Consider the following 23,602-nt stretch of genomic DNA (forward strand, 5'->3'; position numbering starts at 1 on the left):
CTCCTGTTATTTACCGCTGAGCGCGTTGTGGATCATGTCGAGCCAGTTCGGCACGGTCAGATGGAAGGATTCGATCATCTTCATGTCGAAGCCACGGAAGAAACCGCTCAGCACGAACAGCGCCACGATGGCCGCCATCATCACTTTGGTGACGTGGTTCCATCCGCTCTCTTCAACGCCCTTACCGATCAGGATACCCAGCACCAGACCCGGTACGGCGTTACCCATGATCAGCTGCGCCGCGCCGCCGAAAATGGTGGCCCAGAAGCCCGATTTTTTACCCGCATCAATGGCGGCCAGCCAGAAGATCACCGGCATCACGGTGTTGACCAGCAGGTTTGCCGCAGGCACCAGCACCTTCACGGCGGTTACCTGAAGCGCAGCCGGAACAGAAGAGGCGGTGAGGTTAAGGAAGGTGACGACAATCATGCCGATCACGCCGCAGGCAATCGCCATTTTGCGCGGATCGTGCAGCGTTTCGCCGACGTTACGGTTTTTAATCATCAGTGCTGCAGCACCCCAGTTCGGGATGATGCGGTGGTCAACGTCCTGTGTGAATGCCCCTGCGGCCACGGAAGAGGCCCAGGCGTTAAAGAAGAAGCCTAACCCAAAGGAGAAGTGAGATGCCGGATCCCCTTCACAGGAGTTCAGTTCCCCCAACGTACGAAACGCGCCCATACCCTGAGTGGTAGGCGCATGAAACATGCGTGCAGCCCCGGCCCCCACACCGACGCCAACCAGGCCGCCAATGATGAGCGATTTTATTAATATAATTAAGAACATCAGTCTGCCCTTTTATGAATAATCAGCGTTGCGTGACGAAATCCACCTGGTCGAGATTGATGGCAGTCACGTTGACGGTCACATCCAGCTCCACGCTGTAGGTGCGTCTTTCCCGGCGCAAAAAGAAGAACAGAAAAGCTTCTTTACGCACCGCTTCTTGCGCCTGAACGACCTGCACATCCTGTGGCTCAATACGCAGTAAGATATGCGGTGAGGCTTTCATCACCGCGGCCTGAACGTGGTTGAGTGCATCAGCAAAGGCGCGCGCTTTAGCGTCGCCTTTGCCCTTCACTCTCACCGTGGTTGTGAACTGTTCTTTCATGCTTATGCGCCGTGTTTCTTCTGCCACGCCTGAACCAGACGCTCGCCCAGCTCTTCTTTATCCATAAAGCCAAAGCCCAGCACATTGCAGCCTTCATTGATGGCGGTGACGCCTTCATCCACTGAACGCATGCCGTATTTGGCTTTGTAGCCATATTTGGTTTGTGCGGTGATGGCACCCGCGCCGCCGCTGCCGCAGAAAGAGATGCCGAAGGTGGCATTTTCCGCTTTCATCACGTCCCCGAGCTTCATGTCTGCTGCCACACCCGGCACGACAACCGCGCGTCCACCGGCTTTTTCAACGCCTGCCGCCACTTTCTGACCTTTACCCAGGCGATCGCCAATCACGACTGTAATCTGTTCCATGTGTTGCTCCTTAAAGGTTGTCTTTCGCGACTTCGAAGTGAACGGAGAGCAGCCAGGCCTCTTCATCAGGAAGGTTGCCAAACTGCGCGACCACTTCACGGGCAAGCCGCATTGAATCGGGAGAAATTTCGTCGAACAGCTCGGCTTCAACCTCCGGCAGCGGCTCGCCGGTCACGGACCGGTGCGCCATCGCGCGAACGTGGGAGGTGAGCATCTGTTCCTGTACTGCGTTGGGGATGATGTTGTGCCGGGCCAGCAGGGCATACACCTGCGTCAGCATGGTGTTAGCGAGCTGCTCTGTTTGCACCGCCTGATCTCCAACGTCGTTCATTACCGCTCCGTTAATCACTCGTCTTACCCCGTTAATGGCTCTGGAATAAAACTAACGTTGGGGGGGAATTGTTTGTAGCGAGTTGTTTTCCACTTCGAAGTGGAAAGGCGAGCACCGGCAGTGATCTGTGCCACATAAATATGCTGAATATAGATAAATCACTGTATTTACGTGATGAATATCACGCTATCTGACGGCAATTAAGGGGGCGTGGGAGCGAAAAAGATTATGGGCAGGCGTGCAAATATGTGAGGTGGATAAGGTTTTCTTATGCCCGGAAAGCAAACATGCGGGGGCGATTAACCGCCCCCGCACGGGGAAAGCGCGTACCGAGAATTAACGATACTTTTTGTGATAGGTATTACGCGTGGTCACAAACTGGTCGGCTGCCGCCTGGGCTTCCTTCACTTTGCCTTCGTTGGCAAGCTTCAGTGCACCGTCAATCTGACCGACCAGCACGTCAAAGCCGTGGCGGTAGTCTTTCATCTCAGCGCTGTCTGCCGCTTTATTTTCCAGCTTTGGCGGCGTGGATTTCTGTGCGTCCAGTGCCGCTTCACGCATTTTGGTCAATGCGCCTTTCATTTCCGCCGCATTGTCCGTTTTCTGCACCACCTTCAGGTTTTCACTGAGGATGCCCATGTCGTCTTCAAGATCGGCAGCAAACGCAGAAGAACCAAGAACCAGCGTTGACGCTGCGACGATCGCTAACAGGTGTTTACGCATTGCTCACTTCCTTTTTTATTATTAAAACGCCTTTACGGGTATTACTGCCCGGCGATTTTCATCTCCGGTAAGAGGACTGAACCACACTGTATATTGCTACGTGTTTCAATATCGTTACCGACAGTAACAATATTGCGCCACATGTCTTTCAGGTTGCCGGCGATGGTAATTTCGCTTACCGGATACTGAATTTCACCGTTCTCAACCCAGAAGCCCGCCGCGCCGCGCGAGTAATCGCCGGTAATGCCGCTTACGCCCTGGCCCATTAACTCGGTGACGACCAGACCGGTGCCCATCTCTTTAAGCATCTGCTCAAAGCTCAGGCCCTGACCCGCGATTCGCCAGTTGTGAATGCCGCCCGCGTGACCGGTGCTTTTCAGCCCCAGCTTGCGCGCGGAGTAGTTGGTCAGCAGCCACTGCGTCAGAATGCCGTCTTTGATGATATCGCGGCGCTCGGTGCGCACACCTTCGCTGTCGAACGGCGTCGAGGCCAGCCCTTTCAGCAGGTGCGGATGCTCTTCAATGGTCAGCCATTCCGGCAGGATCTGCTTGCCCAGCGAGTCAAGCAGGAACGTTGATTTACGGTAAACGGAGCCCCCGGCAATCGCCCCCACCAGGTGGCCAAACAGGCCGGTCGCCACTTCATTGGCAAAAATGACCGGGGCTTTCATGGTGGAGAGTTTACGTGGCGACAGACGGGACAGCGTGCGCTGCGCGCATTCTGCGCCAACCCACTCAGGTGACTGCAAATCGCCCAGCGCGCGACCGATGGTGTAGGCGTAATCACGCTCCATATCACCGTTCTCTTCAGCGATAACGCAGCTGGAGAGCGAATGGCGCGTTGAGCAGTAGCCCTGCAGCATCCCGTGGCTGTTACCAAACACTTTGATACCGTAGTGGCTGTTAAAACTTCCGCCTTCGGTATTGGTGATGCGTTTATCGGCCTTCAGAGACGCCTGCTCGGCACGGGCAGCCAGTTCGATCGCTTCGTCCGGCGTCACTTCCGCCGGGTGGAAAAGATCGAGATCCGGGGCATCGAATGCCAGCAGCTCTTTGTCGGCAACGCCGGCGTAAGGATCGGGCGAGGTGTAACGCGCAATATCCAGCGCAGCCTGCACCGTACGGGCAATGGCATCCGGGCTGAGATCGGTCGATGACGCGCTGCCTTTGCGATTCTGGTGATAAACCGTGATCCCCAGGGCGCCATCGCTGTTGAATTCTACATTTTCCACTTCGCCGTAGCGGGTGCTGACGCTGATGCCGGTGGTTTTGCTTACCGCCACTTCGGCGCCATCTGATTTACCTGAAGCGAGCGTCAGCGCGGTGGAGACGGCTTCTTCCAGAATCTTACGCTGCGCTTCAACTTGTGAGGTTACTTTCATCGCAAATGCCATACTGTAAGAGAGAGTTAATTGAAGTCTAACAGAGAACCGTTTTTCAGTGCGCGTCTTAACTGGTAACATTAGCCTCTTTTTTTAAGGAGCCTGACATGACTAAGCAGCCCGAAGACTGGCTCGACGACGTTCCCGGTGATGACATCGAAGACGAAGATGATGAGATCATCTGGGTCAGTAAAAGTGAAATTAAACGTGACGCCGAAGAGTTAAAACAGCTTGGCGCGGAAATGGTAGAACTGGGTAAAAACGCGCTGGATAAACTCCCGCTCGACCAGGATCTGCGCGATGCCATTGAACTGGCACAGAAAATCAAGAAAGAAGGCCGTCGCCGTCAGCTTCAGCTTATCGGTAAAATGCTGCGTCAGCGTGACGTTGAACCGATCCGCCAGGCGCTGGACAAACTGAAAAACCGCCACAACCAGCAGGTTGCGCTGTTCCATAAGCTTGAGCAGATCCGCGATCGTCTGATTGAACAAGGTGATGATGCGGTACCGGAAGTACTGAACCTGTGGCCGGATGCCGATCGCCAGCAGCTGCGTTCGTTGATCCGCAATGCCCAGAAAGAGAAAGAAGCGAACAAGCCGCCGAAGTCTGCACGCCTGATTTTCCAGTATCTGCGTGAGCTGTCTGAAAACGAAGAGTAAGCACAGCATCGTTGAGTGCCCTTAACCCCGCCCCTCGCCCACAGGGAGAGGGAGAAAAAGCCCGGTAAGCGTGAGCGCTACCGGGCTTTTTTTTACTCGGCGACCGCCTGCGCTTTCTTCGCCAAACCGTCCAGCAGCTTCTGATGGATCCCACCAAAACCGCCGTTGCTCATCACCAGAATGTGATCGCCAGGCTGTGCGGCTTTCACCACCATATCCGCCAGCGCATCCACATCCGCACTCCAGTGCGCAGGCTGAATGCAGGCATCGGCCACTTCGGCCACCTGCCACGGAATATGCTGCGGCTGCAGCAGGAAGACTTCATCGGCACGCCCTAAGGATGGCGCAAGATCGTCTTTGCAGATGCCCATTTTCATGGTGTTCGAACGCGGTTCCAGCACGGCCAGAATGCGGGCGGTCCCGCCGACTTTGCCGCGTAAGGCCGCAAGCGTCGCCAGAATGGCGGTCGGGTGATGCGCAAAATCGTCATACACCGTGACGCCGTGGGCTTCACCGCGCAGCTCCAGACGACGGCGGGCGTTAATGAACGAGCCTAACGCATCCGCCGCATCCGCAGGCTGAACGCCCACATGACGTGCCGCGGCAATCGCCATCAGGCCGTTGTGCATGTTGTGCTCGCCCACCAGGCCCCACTTCACCTCACCCACTTTCTCACCGTCGAGCAGCACTTCCCACTCAGAGGCATCCGCGTTGAGTTTTTTCGCCTGCCAGTGTCCCTGCTCGCCCACCAGCTCCTGCTCGCTCCAGCATCCCATCGCCAGGGTTTGCTTCAGGTTGATGTCGTTTTCCGGCAGGATGATGCGGCCCTGACCCGGAACGATGCGCACCAGATGGTGGAACTGTTTCTGAATCGCTTTCAGGTCGTCAAAAATATCCGCGTGATCGAACTCAAGGTTGTTGAGGATCAGCGTCCGCGGGCAGTAGTGCACGAACTTGGAGCGCTTGTCGAAGAACGCGCAGTCATACTCGTCGGCTTCGATCACGAAGAACGGGCTGTCACCCAGACGCGCAGAAACATCGAAATTACCCGGCACACCCCCGATCACAAAACCTGGCTTATAACCACAGGCTTCGAGGATCCAGGTCGCCATTCCGGCGGTCGTGGTTTTGCCATGCGTTCCGGCTACGGCAACGACCCAACGGTCGCGCAGCACGAAATCATGCAGCCACTGCGGGCCAGACATGAACGGAATGTTGCGTTCCAGAACCGCCTCAACGCACGGATTACCGCGGGTCATGGCGTTGCCAATGATCACCAGATCCGGCTCAGGATCCAGCTGGCTGGCATCGTATCCCTGAATCAGAGAGATGCCCTGTTTCTCCAGAAGCGTGCTCATCGGCGGATACACATTGGCGTCCGAACCTGTCACTTCATGGCCCAGAGAGCGCGCCAGCATTGCCAGTCCGCCCATGAAAGTGCCACAAATCCCCAATATATGAATGCGCATACGTCACTATCCTTCTTCAATGTGGCGCACATTTTACTCACATGTCAGCGACAGCGAAACGCATTTCAGGTAAATCCGTATATTGCTGGCGCGATTCACCTCTGCGCTAATATTTGAATGTTTGTTAAGATTGTTGGGCTTTAGTCGTTTTAGTGAACATACAATCGCTCTACTCACAAAGATGCAGGGAAAGTGTTATGAAAACGTTAGGTGAATTTATTGTCGAAAAGCAGCACGAGTTTTCTCATGCTACGGGTGAACTCACTGCTTTGCTGTCGGCAATAAAGCTGGGCGCTAAGATCATCCACCGTGATATCAACAAGGCCGGTCTGGTCGATATCCTGGGTGCCAGCGGTGCCGAGAACGTTCAGGGCGAGGTTCAACAGAAACTCGATCTGTTCGCAAATGAAAAACTGAAAGCTGCACTGCGCGCGCGCGACATCGTGGCGGGTATCGCCTCCGAAGAAGAAGATGAAATTGTCGTTTTCGAAGGGTGTGAACACGCTAAATACGTTGTGCTGATGGATCCGCTGGACGGTTCCTCTAACATCGACGTTAACGTTTCTGTCGGTACCATTTTCTCCATCTACCGCCGCGTCACGCCTGTTGGCACGCCGGTGACAGAGGAAGATTTCCTGCAGCCGGGCAGTAACCAGGTGGCGGCCGGTTACGTCGTTTATGGCTCCTCCACCATGCTGGTGTACACCACGGGCTGCGGCGTTCACGCCTTTACTTACGATCCCTCGCTGGGCGTTTTCTGCCTGAGCCAGGAACGTATGCGCTTCCCGGAGAAGGGCAACACCTACTCCATCAACGAAGGCAACTACATCCGATTCCCGAACGGCGTGAAGAAATACATCAAGTTCTGCCAGGAAGAAGATAAAGCCACTCAGCGCCCGTACACGTCCCGCTATATCGGCTCGCTGGTTGCTGACTTCCACCGCAACCTGCTGAAAGGCGGTATCTACCTCTACCCAAGCACGGCAAGCCACCCTGACGGCAAGCTGCGTCTGCTGTATGAATGCAACCCAATGGCGTTCCTGGCCGAACAGGCTGGCGGCAAGGCGAGCGACGGTAAAGAGCGTATTCTGGACATCGTGCCGGAAAGCCTGCACCAGCGTCGTTCGTTCTTTGTCGGCAACACCCATATGGTTGATGACGTTGAACGTTTTATCCGTGAGTATCCGGACGCATAATCCATAACACGGGGAGCCCTTCAGGCTCCCCGCTTCATTTATATATTTTACCGTATAAGTGTTTATAAAAAACACGCTTTAATATTCGGTTTTGCTCCTGCATTATTTCCATAACAGTTTGACAAATATTTCCTGGAGCCTAATCGTCATGAAAAATTATTCCCGTGCTAATACCGGCATTGATTTAAATCTTATCCCTGTTTTTATTGAAGTGGTCCGTTGCGGCAGTATGGCAAAAGCCTCTGTACGTCTGGAGATGTCGCGCCCCGCGGTGAGTCTGGCATTAAAACGCTTTAATCAGCTGTTTGACGAGCCGCTATTTTTCCGCAAAGGGTTATATCTTGAGCCGACTGAAAATGCATTAGCATTAACCCAGTCTCTGGAAATATTAATGGGCGATATTCACGATAATATTGGCGCATTAAATTCAGCGACACATAAAACCCCGACACAGAATGCGCCGGGGCGGGAAAATATTATGCCGCTGTCTGAGCCGTCAGTTTAAATGATGCCATGGCGTCCATCAGCTGACGCGATTGCTCTTCCAGCGAGCGCGTCGCGGCAGAAGATTGCTGGACCAGCGCCGCATTCTGCTGCGCGGTTTCGTCCATCTGATTCACGGCAATATTCACCTGCTCAATGCCGCGACTCTGCTCCTGGGACGCGGTCGCAATCTCGCGCATCAGTTTGGTCATGCGCAGTACTTCTGTTGCGATCTCATCCATCGTTTCGCCAGCCTGCTGCGCCAGCTCGCTGCCTTCGTTTACATGGGTCTGAGAATCACTGATAAGCGAACGGATCTCTTTTGCTGCGTCAGCGCTGCGGCTGGCGAGGTTTCGCACTTCACCGGCGACAACGGCAAACCCGCGCCCCTGCTCACCCGCGCGCGCCGCTTCCACCGAGGCGTTCAGCGCCAGAATATTGGTCTGGAAGGCAATGCCGTCAATGACGCTCAGAATATCGGCGATGCGTGCCGAACTGCCGGCGATATCACGCATTTTTTCAATGACGTAGCAGACCATTTCGCTGCCGTGATCGGCGGTGTCAGACACGGATTTCGCCAGCTGGTGCGCCTGCTCGGCGTTGTCTGCATTGAGTTTCACCGTGGCGGTGATCTCTTCCATGCTGGCGGCCGTCTGCTCAAGCGATGTCGCGGTGGATTCCGTGCGCTGGGCAAGATCCATGTTCCCCGCCGTCAACTCGCGGCTACCGGTATCAATTTGCGAGCTGGCATCACGTACCCGTAAAACCGAGTTCATCAGAGACTGCCGCATCCCCTCAATGGCCGCGTTCAGGCGGTTAAACTCCTGGCTTGCCGGGTCATTCAGCGAGTGGGTTAAATCGCCCGCCGCCACGTTCTCCAGCTGAGCAATGGAGGCCGAAAGCGGTTTGAGCAGCATGTGACGCAGTACCAGCCACGCCAGCACAATAATGCCAGCCGTCAGCAGCGCGGCCACCACGATCAGGGTCAGTACCCGGTTTTTGCTCGACTGCACGGCCTTCACTTCCGCTTTCCCGCGCGCTTCGCTCCATTTCTGAAAGACCTGCATATCATTATCAAACTGCGCCGCCACCGGGATCAGCGTGTTCTCCAGCAGATCGTAATAGCTGTCTGCGCTCTGATCGTTCAGGGCTTTCAGCATCGGGTCGATCCCCTGCTGGTTATAGGTCGCCAGGCTCGCGGCCACCTTATCCAGCAGTTTTTGTCCCTGCTCATCCGCCACCCCGCCGTCGATCACGCCTTTCAGCGTTTTACGGGCCTGGGCAATCTCCTGATTGATGTTTTTCACCGATTTGGCCGCGTCATCCAGCATGCCGATTTCCATCATCCGGACCGCCTGACCCGCTTCATTACGCGCGCGCAGGATCAGGGTATAGCCAGAATTAAGCTGCACCATCTGCTCACCCTGAAGGTGGTTGATGCGCTGGAGTGAAGAAGAACTCTGTGTGAGGGCATAAATGCCAATGCCGCTGACAAGCAGCAGCAGAAGGGTCATAACGGCCAGTAAAGAGAGCAAGCCGGTACGAATCGATAGCGTTTTAAGCATGATATTATTTCCGGTAGCGAGATATTTCTGGGCATAAAAAAAGAGTATCGGCCGCTACCGGAAAATGTTTAGACTTTAAGCAAATTCAGCGTGTTATGGCTCTGTTACTGAAGTGTTTACACGGGTAACAGGCGAGCTTTGTCGGTTCTCCCAGAGCACAGTCAGGCCGCGCTGCAGGGCGATAAAAATAAACAACAGAATGCCAATGGCGATCTTGGTCCACCATGAACTGAGCGTGCCGTCAAAGTTGATATAGGTCTGGATCAGTCCCTGGATCGCCACGCCGAACAGCGTCCCCAGCACCGTGCCAACGCCGCCGCTGAGCAACGTGCCGCCAATCACCACCGAGGCGATGGCATCAAGCTCCACCCCGACGCCTGCCAGGGCATAACCCGCCTGGGTATAAATCGAGAAGACGATACCCGCCAGCGTCGCCAGTCCGGTCGAGAGCATATAGATGCGGATTGTGGTGCTGCGGGTGGAGATCCCCATCAGGTTTGCCGAGGTGGCGCTGCCGCCAATGGCATAGACCTGATTACCAAACCGGGTACGGTGGGCAAGGAAGATCCCCACCACCACCACGCCCAGCATCAGCAACCCCATCGCGCTCAGACGACCGCCCCCGGGGATTTTCCACGCCAGGCTGGAGAGCGTGTCGTAGACAGGATGGTTAATCGGAATCGATTCTTCCGAGACCAGGTAGCTCACGCCGCGCAGGAAGAACATGCCGGCGAGGGTGATAATAAAGGCCGGGATTTTCAGCGCGTCGATCAAAAGCCCCATAAAGGCGCCAAACGCGCAGCCCATCACCAGCACCAGCGGGAAAGCCAGCAGCGGCGAGATCCCCCAGAAACCGATCGCTTTTGCGAGGAATACGCCCGTGAAAGCGATCACCGACCCAACCGAGAGATCGATCCCACCGGAGAGGATCACAAAGGTCATGCCAACGGCGATAATGCCTAAAAAGGCGTTATCCGTCAGAATGTTGCAAATCACCCGGGTAGAGGCAAAGCCCGGGAATTGCGTCAGGCAGTAGAGATAACCCAGCACAAACACGCCCAGGGTGATCATTAACGGTAAATTACGTTTTATCATGGCCACGGATCCCTTTAATGATGCTGACAAAGCGCGGCGACTGGACGATCAGCACGCAGAGCACGACCACCGCTTTCACCACCTGGTTGAGTTCCGGCTGAAAACCGGAGAGCAGGATCCCGGTATTCATACCCTGAATAATCAGCGCACCAATCACCGAGAGCAGCAGATTAAACCGCCCGCCCATCAGCGATCCGCCACCGATGACCACCGCCAGGATCGCATCCAGCTCCAGCCATAACCCGGCGTTGTTGGCATCCGCACCACGGATGTCCGCCGCGACGATCACCCCGGCAATGGCGGCGCAAATGCCGCTCAGCACGTAGGTCAGCATGACCATCAGCCGCGTATTAACCCCGGCGTTTCGCGCCGCACGGATGTTAATTCCGACCGCTTCAATGAACATGCCCAGCGCCGTTTTACGGGTAAAGAGCCAGAACACGACTAATGTGACCAGCGCAATAACGATCGGCGTCGGGAAGAAGAACAGCTTACCGCTGCCAAGCCATGCCAGGCCGGGGGAGTTGAAGGTCACAATCTGACCCGAGGTGATAAGCTGTGCCACACCGCGTCCGGCCACCATCAGGATGAGAGTGGCGACAAACGGCTGAATTTTCAGGACCGCCACCAGAATGCCGTTCCACAGTCCGGCCAGCACGCCGGTACCTAATGCAGCCAGCAGCACTACCGGCAGGCTGTGCCCGGCGACGGTCATGGACGCTGCCGTGGCGCCGGCGATGGCCATCACCGCACCGACGGAGAGGTCAATCCCGCCGGTGGCGATCACCAGCGTCATACCAATGGCCAGAAGCGCCACCGGGGCGGCACGGTTTAAAATGTCTATCGGACTGCCAAACAGCCGGCCATCCTGCACGATAATCTGAAAGAAATGCGGGGCGACCAGGCTATCGATCAGCAGCACCAGCAGCAACGCGATAATTTGCGGCGTGCCGGTAGGCCAGGTGAAGCGGCGCCTGGTTGCACCGGTTTGCGGAAGCGAACGGGGCATCACGATTAACTCCTTACGCCGCGATGGCATTCATGATTGCCGGAACGGACAGTTTATCCAGCGGGATCTCTGCCACCTGCTTACGATCGCGCATGATGATGACGCGATCGGCATACCCCACCAGCTCTTCCAGCTCGGATGAGATAACCAGCAGCGCCAGACCGTCTGCACACAGCGTTTCGATAAGCCGGATAATTTCGGCGTGCGCCCCAACGTCGATACCGCGCGTCGGTTCATCGAGGATCAGGAACTGGGGTTTAGTCAGCAGCCAGCGTGACAGCAATACCTTCTGCTGGTTGCCACCGGAGAGAAATTCAATGGGCTGTTCAGCGCTCGGCGTACGTATACCGAGCTGACGGATAAATCGCTCGGCAATGGCGTTTTGTTCTTTCCGCGGGATGGGGCGTAGCCATCCGCGCTGCGCCTGCAGAGCCAGAATGATATTTTCCCGCACCGAGGCGGCGGCAATTATGCCATCGGTTTTCCTGTCTTCCGGGCAGAAGCCCACGCCCAGGCAGGAGGCCTGATGCGGCGATCGCAGGGTCTGCGGTTTACCTTTGATCAGCGCGCTGCCGCTGTCCGCAGGTTTGATCCCGAAGATCACCTCGGCGGTTTCGGTGCGCCCGGAACCCAGCAGGCCCGCCAGCCCGACAATTTCACCGGGCCGCACGTCCAGATTAAAGGGTGAGATCACCCCTTTTTTGCCAAAATTGCTGAAGGCCGCGACCGGTTTCTCGCTGAGCAGCGTGCGGCCTGCGCGCTGAAGCGCGTTGGTTTCCAGCTCGCGGCCCAGCATCATTTTGACCAGTTCTATCTGCGGCAGCTCGCGGGTTTCGCGGCAGCCGACAAAGCTGCCGTTGCGCAGCACCGTGATGCGATCGCTGACCTCATACACCTGATCGAGGAAGTGGGTGACGAAGATCAGGCTTACCCCCTGATCGCGCAGCTGGCGCATCAGGGTAAAGAGCATTTCAACTTCCTGGGTATCAAGGCTCGCGGTAGGCTCATCAAGGATCAGCACTTTCGCGGAGAGATCGATCGCCCGGCAAATCGCGACAATTTGCTGCATCGCGACGGAAAAACGGTTCAGCGGTTCGCGAACGTCCAGGGAGAAGCCATAGGATTCCATCAGCCTGGTGGCTCGCGCTTCCATCTCTTTGCGTCGCAGCAGGCCGAAGCGTCTTGGCTCACGGCCGATAAACAGGTTATCCGCCACCGACATATTCGGCAGCAGGTTCACTTCCTGGTAAACCGTCCCAATCCCCAGCTGTTGTGCATGGGCGGTGTTTTTTGGCGAAATGGCGTTGCCTTCTAGCCAGATTGTGCCGCGATCGGCATGGTAAACGCCGGTAAGTGCCTTAATCAGCGTCGATTTGCCTGCACCATTCTCTCCCAGCAGCGCCATAATCTCACCGCGTCGCAGGCTAAAATCAACGTTATCCAGCGCTTTTACACCGGGGAAAAACTTGCTTAAGCCCTCTGTGCGGAGGATTTCCTGGTGTTGTGTGTCGGTCATGTTTCCCCCTCACCCTCGCCCTCTCCCGGTTGGGGAGAGGGAAATGTTCATGCCAGTCTACCCGCCCTTGTACACCCTCTCCCCTCAGGGGAGAGGAGTGGGGTAAGGGGCGAGGGAAAAGGCCTTAGTAGCCCATATTTTTCTTCTTCTCTAACTCTTCTTTCGCAGTGTCAGGCAGGTAGAGCGTCGATTTGGTTATCGTCACTTTTTCAGGCAGGGTGCCGTCTTTCTTGAATTTCTCCAGCGCATCGAATGCCGGGCCAGCCATGTTTGGCGTCAGCTCCACGCTGGCGTTCGCTTCGCCGTCCATCATCGCTTTATAGATATCCGGCACGCCATCGATAGAGCCCGTGAGGATATCTTTGCCCGGCTTCAGCCCCGCTTCTTTGATGGCCTGGATAGCCCCGATCACCATGTCATCGTTGTGGGCGTAAACCATGCAAATGTTCTTGCCGTTGTTTTCAGCTTTGATAAAGCTCTCCATGACCTCTTTACCTTTACTGCGGGTAAAGTCGCCGGACTGAGAGCGGATAATCTTAATGTTTGACGCTTTGGCGATGGCTTCCGCGAAGCCTTTCTTACGATCGATGGCCACGCTCGCCCCGACGGTCCCCTGCAACTCAACGACGTTACACGGCTTGCCATCCACCTGTTTCACCAGCCAGTCACCAATTAATTGGCCCTCGAGAACGTTGTTGGCGGTGACGGTGGTCATATAGAGAGATTTGTCTTTTACATCAATGGAACGATCGAGCAAAACAACCGGGATCTCAGCGTCTTTCGCTTCCTTCAGGACCGGCTCCCAGCCAGTGGCCACGACCGGCGCAATAAAGATGGCATCAACGCCCTGGGCGATAAATGACCGCACGGCTTTGATCTGGTTTTCCTGTTTTTGCTGCGCATCGGCGATTTTCAGGGTGATACCGCGTTTCTGGGCCTCGCTTTTCTCAACGTTGGTTTCTGCCGCTCGCCAGCCGGATTCAGAGCCGACCTGGGAAAAACCTACGGTTAAAGGGGCGGCCATCGCCATAGACGACATGGCTGCCGAAACTGCTGTGACAAGAAGTAAGCGCTTCCACATATGAACGTCCTCGTAGGGGTGTTTATTGTTGGTTAAAAGATGTTCTGCGAAATGACTATAGCCAATGAAATATGTAACGAATTGCGTTACATCACACTTCAGAAAAGTGAATAAAACGTTAATCACAAGTTTGTAATCGCTTTCATTTCACCATTAAAAAAGCGGCTGAGTTTATGGATTTTCCTGTCATGGAATCGGTCTGAAAAGTGGGGAGAACGTGGAGAGAAGACGAAAACAGGCGGAGACATTCAGCGCCAGTTGGCTATAATACCTGCCACTTGTTTACCATCCATTTTAAAGGACACAGACATGAGCTTACTCAACGTCCCTGCGGGTAAAGAACTGCCAGAAGACATCTACGTAGTTATCGAAATCCCGGCTAACGCAGATCCTATCAAATACGAAGTGGACAAAGAGAGCGGTGCGCTGTTTGTAGACCGTTTCATGTCTACCGCCATGTTCTACCCATGCAACTACGGTTACATCAACCACACCCTGTCTCTGGACGGTGACCCGGTTGACGTACTGGTTCCAACGCCATACCCACTGCAGCCAGGCGCAGTCATTCGCTGCCGTCCTGTTGGCGTGCTGAAAATGACCGACGAATCTGGTGAAGATGCGAAACTGGTTGCTGTTCCGCACACCAAACTGAGCAAAGAGTACGATCACATCAAAGATGTGAACGACCTGCCAGAACTGCTGAAAGCGCAGATCACTCACTTCTTCGAGCACTACAAAGACCTCGAAAAAGGCAAGTGGGTTAAAGTTGACGGCTGGGAAAACGCAGAAGCAGCGAAAGCGGAAATCATCTCCTCTTTCGAACGCGCTGCGAAGAAGTAATTCTTACCCCTGAATAATAAGGCCCCGCGAGTCGGGGCTTTTTTATGCTTTGCGTCTGACGCGACACTGGCACGCTAAATACGGTATAGCGGGTAACATCTCAAGGAACCAGCAGAATATATGAGCTTGTGACCCCAGGTTTTTGACCCCGGCAGAGCCGACCTGTTTGAAGAGCTTGCAGGGTATTATGAGAGTGATGACCTGATATTTACCGAGATAGGTCTTTGATATCATCTAACGCTATTAATAGCCTGCATTTGCCCTACACGCTGCGTTAAAACAATTACCGACGAATATGCCCGTTTCGTGTCTGCTTCAGGGCTGTATGAAGACAGGTGTGTCTACCCTTTTTGTTGCAATGTACAGCGGGTAGAGTAAACGGCATACCCTGAGCTCAGGTGCTACTAATATCACCCATAGCTATTTTTTAATTGAGTTGCTGGTCAGCACACTCCTGACCGTCGCGATTGTGGGCGTTTTACATGCTACGTTTCTTTCTTCACAGCATAAAGATGGGCTACATAAAGGCGTTTGACTGTTACGGTAAAGACAGCAAATGGCAGTATCTCTGCATCATGACATTCCAGCTCGCCTGGTTTTTGTTTTATTTATGGATCCCCTACCGTAGCGATTATGCCATTTTGCTGTTTTTACTGTTTTTTATTCCCGTCATTTCAAGCAATACGCGGTGCATCAACTACTACGGCTTTTCACGCGCCCTGTGTCTGATATGGCTGGTTGCTCCGTACATCATGCTTTTTGTTCCGCTGTTTTTGACCCGACGCCGAAGCACAGAAGAGAGCTAACCCCATAAAAAACAACGCCACCTGACGGTGGCGTTGTTTTTTTCAGTACTGGTCTCTGTCTAACCAGTTACCGCTTACAATCCGCTTTAACCCCTCGACCGGACGCTGGTAGACGTACATCCACGCACTTCCATACGGCGTCTGGATCAACTGGCGAGCGTATTCACCGCCCCTGGTGCGCAAGGCATCAAGTTCGGCAAGAGTAGCATTATCAATACGATAAACTTCACCCTGTACTGTTCCTTCCCCAGGAACCGCGCCTGGATAGTGGCCCAGGCTATACAACTGGTAGTTCTCGATATTGTAATTCCCCAGCAGCAGGGCATTGGTCATCCAGTGACTGTTGCCTTGCTTGGTTCGTAAACTGCCGTAGACAAATATTCGCATTGCTAAAACTCAAACTGATAGAGCAGATCAAGTGCCTGGTCTACGCCGGACACTGCTTCCAGATATAGCTTAGGCATAAGGCGATAGCGTAACGTGAGTGTTGCCAGTGAGTCAAAGATCCCCACGCCATATTTTACCTGCAGACCCGGCAGTACATAGCCACTGACCACCACTTGCGAGGAGTCACCCACGCCCTGAGTGTCCAGTGCCAGATTGCTTACGCCGAACGTCTCGCCGATTTTACCCACAACCTGCCCACTTTGTGCAACCCCCAGACCCACTAACATCGAGGTCATCGCTGCACTGTCGCTCTGGCCGCTCTCCAGTCCTTGCCCACGCAGCAGGTAAGACAGGGCTTCCTGTTGCGACATTGCCGGGTCGGAGAAGATCTCCGCCTTCGGCTCATCAGCAGAGCCGGTAACGCGAACACCCGCAATAACGTCGTTTTCGGTGGCTTCCGGGTTACGAATCGCTTCGATATTGAGCAGTGGCTGATCCGGTGGGCCGGAGAACAGCAGCTCACCTTTACGCACAATCAGATCCTGACCATAGGCATGGAAGCGCCCTTCAGGAATATTGATCTGGCCGTTCAGACCCAGTCCCTGTTTGTCCTGCGCGACTTTCAGATCCCCCGTCAGTCTCGCCTTCAGCCCAAACGCATCCAGACGCACGTTATTGCCGACGTGAACGGTGAGATTACTGTTGATCGGAATACCGGCGCTCTTCTGCTCAACGGGTTTGAGATTTTCATTGAGCATGACTTCGTCACTGGAGACGCCCACCGCGCTCTCAGGCACCTCGTGCACCACGATGCGTGCCCACGGTACGTCCACGTTGCCGTCCAGCGTGAAGAGGCTTGGGGTGGCTTCAAAGACAATATCCGGGGATACGTCCAGACGTACCATCGGCGGTACGGTGATCCGCACCTTGCTGCCTTTGGCCGCAACACGGGCCCGCCAGTTATCAAGCTGGCTCCAGTCGGCATCGCCGCTGAGGTTGATTTGCCCCTGCTGGGTACGCACCACCCCGGCGAGGGTCGAGCTCATCCCATTGAAGTTCATCGCAATCTGGCTTGGCTGCATATCAAACGGCATAAAGTTGCCGTCGATATCCACGCCGTTAAGCTGCATCTGGCCAAACAGCTGCGGGCTTTGCGCATTGCCCGCCAGGCGCAGGTTCGCGCTGAGCATCCCCTCCGCTTTTTCTCCACGTGAGAAAATCGGGTTGGCCATCGCCAGGTTGAAGTTGCGGATATTAACGTTACCGGCGAGATTACGGCGTCCTTGCGGATCGGTAATCTGCACCTGCCCGTCAAACTGACCATTATTGGTCAGACGGATAAGCCACCCCAGCTCCGCGCGGTTGTTATGCAGATCGGCACTCAGGTTGAGGGTATCAAACGCCACCGGCAGCGGTGCGTCGTTTACCTCCTGTATCACCTTCACGTTACGACCGGAGAGCGTCACGCTACCCTGCGGCAGCCCCTCTTTGGTTGTGTCCCACGCGACATCGGCTTTCCCGCTAAAGACGCCGCTGGCCTGAGTCGTCTCCGGCATAAACGGTTTTAGCATCGCCAGGTCGAAGCGATTAAGGTTGATCTGCGCACGCCCTTCAGCCCCCGCATCAATGGTCTGCGGCACGCACAGTTCCGCATTCGGGTTGGTCCAGCAGTGCGGTCCGATACTGATCTTTTGTTCGGCGTTGCGGTAGTCCAGCGCGATAGAACGGGACAGCGCCAGCGGCCCTACCGGGGTGTTGAAGCGGGTATTGTCCAGCGTCCCTTTCCAGCGCGCCTGTTTGCGATCAAAGCTTCCGGTCAGATGAAGCTGACCGGATACCGGCTCGCCCTGCACCTTAAGCTGGAGATCGTGCTGTTTTTCGTTACCTTTGGCATCCAGAGTGACCAGATTAATGTTCACGTCGGGCTGAGAAATGCGCTCCACGCGCAGGTTCAGGTTACCGCCAATCTGATCGGTGGATTTCACATCCCCTTCGACGCGAACCCGCGCAACGGTCAGCGCCTGCCAGCGCAGGTTGCTGGCGGTGATATCGGCCAGCAGCTGCGGAGCCTCTACCGTGCCGCGCACCTTCACTAACCCTTTCGCCGTGCCGCCCAGCCCTGGCAGGGCGTTATCCAGATTTGGTGCATCAATGGTGGCATCCAGATTAAGATCTTTCACCCCCAGCTCGCCTTTGATATCCGCCGTGTTACGGCCCAGCGCCACGTGCAGACCCGGGATCGCCCACTGCAGATAGCTGTTGCCCTTCAGCGAGCCTTCAACGTTGACCTTATTCTGCTTCACGTTACCGGTAAGCTTGATTTCCGGCACGTCCATCTGCCACGTACCGCCATACAGGCTGCCGCGGGTTTTGATCAGGCCGTCCAGTTTTGACGGCCAGTCCGGCACCTCTTTGGCCGTGTTGATCCCCGTCAGCTTCAGCTCGCCACGCCAGCTGATCGCCTGCTGCCAGTCGAGCAGCGCGGTGAGTTCCGTTTTGCCTTCCAGTGCCGCGACGGTCAGTTTGTCGAGATTCACCTGCTGCTCGTTGCCTTTAGCATCCAGCGTAATCGTCGCAGGCGGAACACCTTGCCCCTTCACCCCCGCGCGGAATGACAGGGTGTAATCGGTCATTTTGCCGCTCAGCTTGAGCTTCAGGTCATCGGCCTGGAACTGTTTTTCGCCGGTGAACGGCCAGTAGAGCTGCTTACTGACAACTTCAAGGTTGAGCGGCAGCCCCGCTTCCGCCAGCTGCGTTTGCGCGCGCAGATCCATATCCACCGGGCCGGAGAGGTTAACGCCGACATCCAGTTTATCGCGCAGCGCCCCGCCCACTTTGACCTTCACTTTTTCGCCTTTCAGCGGGTCGATGTTGAGCGAACTGTTCAGGGTGATATCCACCGGCCAGTTGTCGCGCAGCAGGGCATTCCCTGACGCGTTAACCGAGCCCTGGTTGGTGTCGATATCCAGCGCGTCGAGTTTCATGTTGCCGTCGATGCTGCTGACTTTAAGCAGCATGTTGAAGACCGTCAGATCGGTATCGCCGGTGAGACGCAGCTGCTCGCCTTTAAACTCTTCGATATTCAGGTTCAGCGGCAGATGAACGTCCGTCATCTCCGGCAGCACAGGTTTAGAGAAGAGATCTTTCAGCGTTTCGCCCAGCGGTTTCTCTTCCGGCTGCGGGTTCTGGATCTTCGGTTCGACAATTTCTTCCTGCGCCACGTCCGCCACTTTCGGCAGCGCGATCAGCAGCCCCTGAAGGGAGGTTGGCGTCAGGGTGAGGTTTTTCTCCTGCCAGCGCAGGCCGGAGGTGAAATCCATGACGGAGACGGTGGTGTCGTCGATTTTGACATTGACGTTATCCAGCGCCACCCGATAGAGGGCAATCGGATACGGTGTGGAGAGATTCAGCGGGCCGCTATCCTCTTCCTCAACGGGTGCCGATTTCGGCATTTTCTTCGAATCTATCGCCACGTTCACGTCTTTCAGCGACAGATCGTTAACGCACAGCTTGCTGTCCCGCAGGCAGCCCAGCTTCACCGCGAGGTGAAATTCCCCCGCGTTTACCGCCACGCCAGGCTGCTCGTAGCGGATGTTTTTCAGACGCAGATCGCGCCAGCCGCCTGTCACCTGGCCAATTTCCAGCCCGGGAACCCAGCGGTTAGCCGCGTTAAACAGCAGATGCAGGCCAGACGTCGTTCCGACCAGAAACGCCACCGTACCGAGCAGCAGTACGATAAAAATCAGCACCCCGAGGCTTATCTTCTTCCATAAACTCATAATTCAGGCCCCAGACCGATGTAAAACTGTAAACCGTGTTCTTCTTTATCACCCACCGGCACGGCGAAATCGAGCTTGATTGGCCCGACGGGAGACTGCCAGCGTACGCCCACGCCCGCGCCGGTTTTAAAGTCGCTGCGGCGGATATCGCTTACCGCTTCGCCGCCGTCGACAAACATCGCGCCCCACCATTTTCCGCTGACGTTGTACTGGTACTCCAGCGAGCCGGTAGCCAGCTTGGAGGCACCAATCAGCTTGCCGTCATCATCTTTCGGCGCGATGGATTTGTATTTGTAACCGCGAATACTGCGGTCGCCACCGGCGAAGAAGCGCAGATCCGGCGGAACTTTGTCGAAGTCGCCGGTTTCAATCCAGCCGAGGTTGCCGCGCATCACGAAGCGGTGTTTGTCATACAGCGTGCGGATCCAGACGTTTTGCGCCTGAATCACCGAGAAATCCACATCGGAACCCCACATGGTGTTGGAGTAATCGATGGAGTAACGCTGGGAATCGCCCCAGGTTGGCATCAGGCCGCCGCGCGAGCGGGTACGGCTGATCATCACCCCCGGGTAGAGCAGCATGGTGGTGTTGGTGACGTTGGCCTGGGTAAAGTGGTCCAGACTCCAGCGCAGGTTAATGGCGCGCTGCCAGCCGCTGGAGAGGTCCCAGTATCGCGATACCGCAAGCGTGGTGGAATCTGCCTCGGTATCGTTCAGGTCGGTACGCTTAAAACCGCCCTGAACAAGGTAATACTGTTCAAGCGGGTTTTTCAGCAGCGGCATTTTGTAGCTGAAATCGAGCTGCTGTTCCGGCGCTGAGATACTGGCGCTGGTGGTCAGGCTGTGACCGTATGAGTTCATCCACGGCTTTTTCCATGTGGCTTTCACGCGCGGACCGACGTCGGTCGAATAACCAACACCGGTCTCAATGGTGTTCTCGGTGCGCGGCGAAACAACGCCATGCAGCGGCAACACCTTGGTTTTGCGCGATTTATCAAACTCCGGCGCGACAACCACCGAGTTAAACCACCCGGTGGCGGAGAGGCGGCGGTTCAGCTCCGCCAGATCACGCGACTGGTAGTAATCGCCCTTTTTGAAAGGCACGAGGTTTTGCAGATACTCTTCACGAATTTGTGAGCCTTCGAAGGTCACATCGCCGAAACGATAACGTTCGCCGCTGTCATAATCGATATCCCAGAAGGCCTGGTGCCTGTCGAGCGCAATGCCCAGCTGGCTTTTGTCGAACTGGCTGTCAAAATAACCCTTACGCAGGGAGACGCTCGTCAGCTCTTTTTTGAAATGGTCGTAGTCACCGTGGTTCAGCACGGTACCGTTTTTCGGCCGCGTGCTGAGCAGATCCAGGTAATCCCGGTCCGTACGCGCGCCGCCGCGCAGAATGACGTTAGTGCCGCCGATCAACACCGGCTCACCCGGTGAAACGCGGGCAATAAGCACCTGTCGCCCCTTCTTTGGCGGCGGACGGAGATCGAAATCAATGGTGGGTTCGTAATAACCCAGCGCTTTCAGCCCTTCGCGGATCGCATCATCCACGCGCGCGCGAAAACGCCGGTCCGGCGTCACTTCGTCGCTCTCGATGGTCGACAGCTGCGCACGCACGTTTTTTTCCAGCGCCCCGGATAACCCCTCAACCTGCAAACGGACATTCGCCGCGCTGGCAACCCCGCTTGTCAGCAATAAACTGACCAAACATAACTGGCGGATTTTTGTCACGTTTTCTCCTGAATATCCCTTTTTCCACCCTGGAAGCAAATGAAGTGCCGCTCCGCGGCAAAATACGGCCTGTTAGCCAAAAACCCACATCACGGGTTGAAAACGGGTGTAACACCCAAATATTTCTTATGATTAAATCTAGACTCATTCAGCGCATTTATTGTGTTCAATTAAACGCTTCGTGACAACCTTAACCGAAACATCGCAGCCCGGGAGGCCCCCATCGTGAGTTTATTCGACAAAAAGCATCTTGTTTCACAAGCTGATGCATTACCGGGACGCAACACCCCTATGCCTGTGGCGACCTTACACGCCGTGAATGGCCATTCAATGACAAACGTTCCTGATGGAATGGAAATCGCCCTGTTCGCCATGGGCTGCTTCTGGGGCGTAGAACGTCTCTTCTGGCAACTCCCCGGCGTTTACAGCACCGCGGCGGGTTACACGGGGGGGTATACGCCAAACCCAACCTACCGCGAAGTGTGCTCTGGCGAGACCGGTCATGCCGAAGCCGTACGCGTGGTGTATGACCCTGCCGTCATTAGCTATGAGCAACTTCTGCAGGTGTTCTGGGAAAACCACGACCCGGCCCAGGGCATGCGTCAGGGTAACGACCACGGCACCCAGTACCGCTCGGCTATCTACCCTCTCACTCCTGAGCAGGAGACGGCCGCCCGCGCAAGCCTTGAGCGCTTCCAGAAAGCGATGCACGATGCCGGTGACAATCGCGAGGTCACCACGGAAATCGCCTCTGCCAAACCGTTCTACTATGCGGAAGACGACCACCAGCAGTACCTGCATAAAAACCCGTACGGCTACTGCGGTATCGGGGGTATTGGCATCTGCCTGCCGCCACAGCTGGCCTGATTACTGGTCTAGCGCCACGCGAGCCGCGTGGCGCGTGGCATTACTGACCGACCCATAATTCATGACTTTTCCCTGCAACAGCAGGTTAAAAACCGGTGCCTGCGGCCTGTTAAGGCGGGTCTGCAACAGGTGCACGGCCTCAATCCCCAGTTCGCGACAGGGCACCGTGACCCCCGTGACCGGTTTTTCCAGCCGGTGCGCTAAATTCCAGGCAAAATCGGTGGTAATCAGAGAGATGTCTTCCGGGACGCGCAGCCCGTGGCGGGTTAATGCCCTCACCACACCTTCGGTCATGCTGGTGCTGTTCGGGAAAATCACCTCAGGCCACTGCGCTCTGTCATGACTCAGCAGCCACTCATCCAGCGCCCGCTCGGCTTCGTCTGCGGTAAACCACTCCGTCACGAGTAAATCACGCTGCGGCTCAAAGGCGACGTGAAAATGGCGATACGCCTCTTTAATGCCATCCAGACGAGCGTAAAGCGTATCTCGCCGAAGGCAGGTCAGCGTCAGGACCCGCCGATGCCCCTGTTCAAAGAGATACTGCATGGCGGTGAAGCCAATCGCCCGGTGATCGGGTGATACCGAATCCAGTACCCGCTCCCGGTCCACGGAATTAATTAAGACGCAGGGTTTATTGAGCGTGCTGGCCAGTTTAAATATGGTGGCATCATCAGTACCAATAATAATTATCGCGTTGATGTTCTTCTGGCTGGCCTTTTCCATAAATAATTTTACATCGGCGTGTTGTTCTTCTAATCCGCAACAGCTGACCCACACATTGTGTGGCGAGCAGGCCTCAGCAATCCCTTTGGTCACCTCAAGATAAAAAATATCGCCGCGCCCCTGAAAGGTTCTTTCCGGAGCAAAAACGGCAATACCGTTAATCAACAGCCGTCCACTGGCCATGGACTCCAGCACGCCCAGCTCTCGTGCGGTGCGAACGATTGCATCCCGGGCTTTATCGCTGGTATATGACTTGCCGCTTAATACCCTCGACACCGTGCTAACGGAATATCCCGTGAGGGCCGCGATCTCCTCCATTTTTAACCTGCCCGGCATAGTGTGACCTCGCTCTCAATCAGTTTTTGCAAATATTTGCAGAAACAGCCTTTTGATTTTAAAACCAAATTTCAGAAAGCCTGGAGATTACTTATTCACCTTGCGAGTATTCTCACAAAAACACATTGTCGCTACGCCTCGCCTTTCCTATTTTC

At 55.4% G+C, this 23,602-nt stretch carries 22 protein-coding genes; 6 read left to right on the top strand and 16 right to left on the bottom strand.

Annotated elements, in window-relative coordinates; genetic code table 11:
* Window positions 1-6: 6 nt before the first annotated feature.
* The 6 genes from HV157_RS11850 to pmbA form a co-directional block, all read right to left on the bottom strand.
* The gene (locus HV157_RS11850) at window positions 7-783 is read right to left on the bottom strand and encodes a DUF4311 domain-containing protein (RefSeq protein ID WP_014168378.1); all 777 of its coding nucleotides are present in this window, start codon (window positions 781-783) and stop codon (window positions 7-9) included.
* Between the two features lie 22 nt (window positions 784-805).
* Complete coding sequence (locus HV157_RS11855) at window positions 806-1,105, bottom strand: DUF4312 family protein (RefSeq protein WP_006810338.1); 300 nt, start codon at window positions 1,103-1,105, stop codon at window positions 806-808.
* A 2-nt stretch (window positions 1,106-1,107) separates the two neighbouring features.
* On the bottom strand, window positions 1,108-1,470 hold the full coding sequence (locus HV157_RS11860; RefSeq protein WP_003830384.1) for an SFCGS family glycine-rich protein: 363 nt from the start codon (window positions 1,468-1,470) through the stop codon (window positions 1,108-1,110).
* Window positions 1,471-1,480: 10 nt separating this feature from the next.
* The gene (locus HV157_RS11865) at window positions 1,481-1,819 is read right to left on the bottom strand and encodes a glycine dehydrogenase (RefSeq protein ID WP_182268149.1); all 339 of its coding nucleotides are present in this window, start codon (window positions 1,817-1,819) and stop codon (window positions 1,481-1,483) included.
* Window positions 1,820-2,137: 318 nt separating this feature from the next.
* Window positions 2,138-2,524 (bottom strand): cytochrome b562, encoded by a 387-nt coding sequence (gene cybC / locus HV157_RS11870; protein ID WP_014168375.1) that lies wholly within the window; start codon window positions 2,522-2,524, stop codon window positions 2,138-2,140.
* Between the two features lie 41 nt (window positions 2,525-2,565).
* The gene (pmbA, locus tag HV157_RS11875; RefSeq protein ID WP_020882904.1) at window positions 2,566-3,918 is read right to left on the bottom strand and encodes a metalloprotease PmbA; all 1,353 of its coding nucleotides are present in this window, start codon (window positions 3,916-3,918) and stop codon (window positions 2,566-2,568) included.
* Between the two features lie 95 nt (window positions 3,919-4,013).
* On the opposite strand from pmbA, the gene yjgA reads away from it, so the two are divergent.
* Window positions 4,014-4,565 (top strand): ribosome biogenesis factor YjgA, encoded by a 552-nt coding sequence (gene yjgA, locus HV157_RS11880; protein WP_014168373.1) that lies wholly within the window; start codon window positions 4,014-4,016, stop codon window positions 4,563-4,565.
* A 92-nt stretch (window positions 4,566-4,657) separates the two neighbouring features.
* Here yjgA and mpl read toward each other — a convergent pair whose 3' ends face one another.
* Window positions 4,658-6,034: a UDP-N-acetylmuramate:L-alanyl-gamma-D-glutamyl-meso-diaminopimelate ligase gene (gene mpl, locus HV157_RS11885; protein WP_025205787.1), complete on the bottom strand. Its 1,377-nt coding sequence runs from the start codon at window positions 6,032-6,034 to the stop codon at window positions 4,658-4,660.
* 197 nt (window positions 6,035-6,231) lie between these two features.
* Here mpl and fbp point away from each other — a divergent pair, with 197 nt between their 5' ends.
* Entirely contained in the window at window positions 6,232-7,230 is a 999-nt protein-coding gene (gene fbp, locus HV157_RS11890) for a class 1 fructose-bisphosphatase (RefSeq protein ID WP_020882906.1), read from the top strand.
* A 148-nt stretch (window positions 7,231-7,378) separates the two neighbouring features.
* Window positions 7,379-7,735, top strand: a complete 357-nt coding sequence (locus HV157_RS11895) for a LysR family transcriptional regulator (RefSeq protein ID WP_025205788.1) — start codon at window positions 7,379-7,381, stop codon at window positions 7,733-7,735.
* Here the strand turns inward: HV157_RS11895 and HV157_RS11900 are convergent.
* The 5 genes from HV157_RS11900 to ytfQ form a co-directional block, all read right to left on the bottom strand.
* Complete coding sequence (locus tag HV157_RS11900) at window positions 7,707-9,278, bottom strand: methyl-accepting chemotaxis protein (RefSeq protein ID WP_182268148.1); 1,572 nt, start codon at window positions 9,276-9,278, stop codon at window positions 7,707-7,709. The genes HV157_RS11895 and HV157_RS11900 overlap by 29 nt on opposite strands.
* Window positions 9,279-9,371: 93 nt before the next feature.
* Entirely contained in the window at window positions 9,372-10,373 is a 1,002-nt protein-coding gene (yjfF, locus tag HV157_RS11905; RefSeq protein WP_020882909.1) for a galactofuranose ABC transporter, permease protein YjfF, read from the bottom strand.
* Window positions 10,360-11,385 (bottom strand): galactofuranose ABC transporter, ATP-binding protein YtfT, encoded by a 1,026-nt coding sequence (gene ytfT, locus HV157_RS11910; RefSeq protein ID WP_025205793.1) that lies wholly within the window; start codon window positions 11,383-11,385, stop codon window positions 10,360-10,362. The genes yjfF and ytfT overlap by 14 nt, the downstream gene beginning before the upstream one ends.
* Window positions 11,386-11,395: 10 nt before the next feature.
* Window positions 11,396-12,898 carry a galactofuranose ABC transporter, ATP-binding protein YtfR gene (gene ytfR / locus HV157_RS11915; protein WP_078774349.1) on the bottom strand — a complete coding sequence of 501 codons (1,503 nt, stop codon included), beginning with the start codon at window positions 12,896-12,898 and terminating at the stop codon, window positions 11,396-11,398.
* A gap of 124 nt (window positions 12,899-13,022) precedes the next feature.
* Window positions 13,023-13,979: a galactofuranose ABC transporter, galactofuranose-binding protein YtfQ gene (gene ytfQ, locus HV157_RS11920; RefSeq protein WP_182268147.1), complete on the bottom strand. Its 957-nt coding sequence runs from the start codon at window positions 13,977-13,979 to the stop codon at window positions 13,023-13,025.
* 309 nt (window positions 13,980-14,288) lie between these two features.
* Here ytfQ and ppa point away from each other — a divergent pair, with 309 nt between their 5' ends.
* Together ppa and HV157_RS11930 are read left to right on the top strand one after the other, a co-directional pair.
* Entirely contained in the window at window positions 14,289-14,819 is a 531-nt protein-coding gene (gene ppa / locus HV157_RS11925) for an inorganic diphosphatase (RefSeq protein WP_020882913.1), read from the top strand.
* A gap of 482 nt (window positions 14,820-15,301) precedes the next feature.
* Complete coding sequence (locus tag HV157_RS11930) at window positions 15,302-15,625, top strand: hypothetical protein (RefSeq protein ID WP_249420771.1); 324 nt, start codon at window positions 15,302-15,304, stop codon at window positions 15,623-15,625.
* Window positions 15,626-15,667: 42 nt separating this feature from the next.
* Here the strand turns inward: HV157_RS11930 and HV157_RS11935 are convergent, their stop codons facing one another.
* Genes HV157_RS11935 through tamA form a run of 3 tightly spaced genes read right to left on the bottom strand, consistent with a single transcriptional unit; the run spans window position 15,668 to window position 21,521 of the window.
* On the bottom strand, window positions 15,668-16,012 hold the full coding sequence (locus tag HV157_RS11935; RefSeq protein ID WP_014168360.1) for a gamma-glutamylcyclotransferase: 345 nt from the start codon (window positions 16,010-16,012) through the stop codon (window positions 15,668-15,670).
* 2 nt (window positions 16,013-16,014) lie between these two features.
* Window positions 16,015-19,791 carry an autotransporter assembly complex protein TamB gene (gene tamB, locus HV157_RS11940; protein WP_182268146.1) on the bottom strand — a complete coding sequence of 1,259 codons (3,777 nt, stop codon included), beginning with the start codon at window positions 19,789-19,791 and terminating at the stop codon, window positions 16,015-16,017.
* Complete coding sequence (tamA, locus tag HV157_RS11945) at window positions 19,788-21,521, bottom strand: autotransporter assembly complex protein TamA (protein ID WP_020882918.1); 1,734 nt, start codon at window positions 21,519-21,521, stop codon at window positions 19,788-19,790. The genes tamB and tamA overlap by 4 nt, the downstream gene beginning before the upstream one ends.
* Before the next feature lie 225 nt (window positions 21,522-21,746).
* On the opposite strand from tamA, the gene msrA reads away from it, so the two are divergent.
* Entirely contained in the window at window positions 21,747-22,388 is a 642-nt protein-coding gene (msrA, locus tag HV157_RS11950) for a peptide-methionine (S)-S-oxide reductase MsrA (protein ID WP_182268145.1), read from the top strand.
* On the opposite strand, the gene HV157_RS11955 is transcribed toward msrA, so the two are convergent.
* A complete protein-coding gene (locus HV157_RS11955; protein ID WP_014168356.1) occupies window positions 22,389-23,447 on the bottom strand; it encodes a LacI family DNA-binding transcriptional regulator in 1,059 nt (352 codons plus the stop codon).
* Window positions 23,448-23,602: the final 155 nt, after the last annotated feature.

The sequence above is a fragment of the Enterobacter sp. RHBSTW-00318 genome, from assembly GCF_014101375.1.
In the GTDB taxonomy this organism is placed as follows: domain Bacteria; phylum Pseudomonadota; class Gammaproteobacteria; order Enterobacterales; family Enterobacteriaceae; genus Enterobacter; species Enterobacter ludwigii.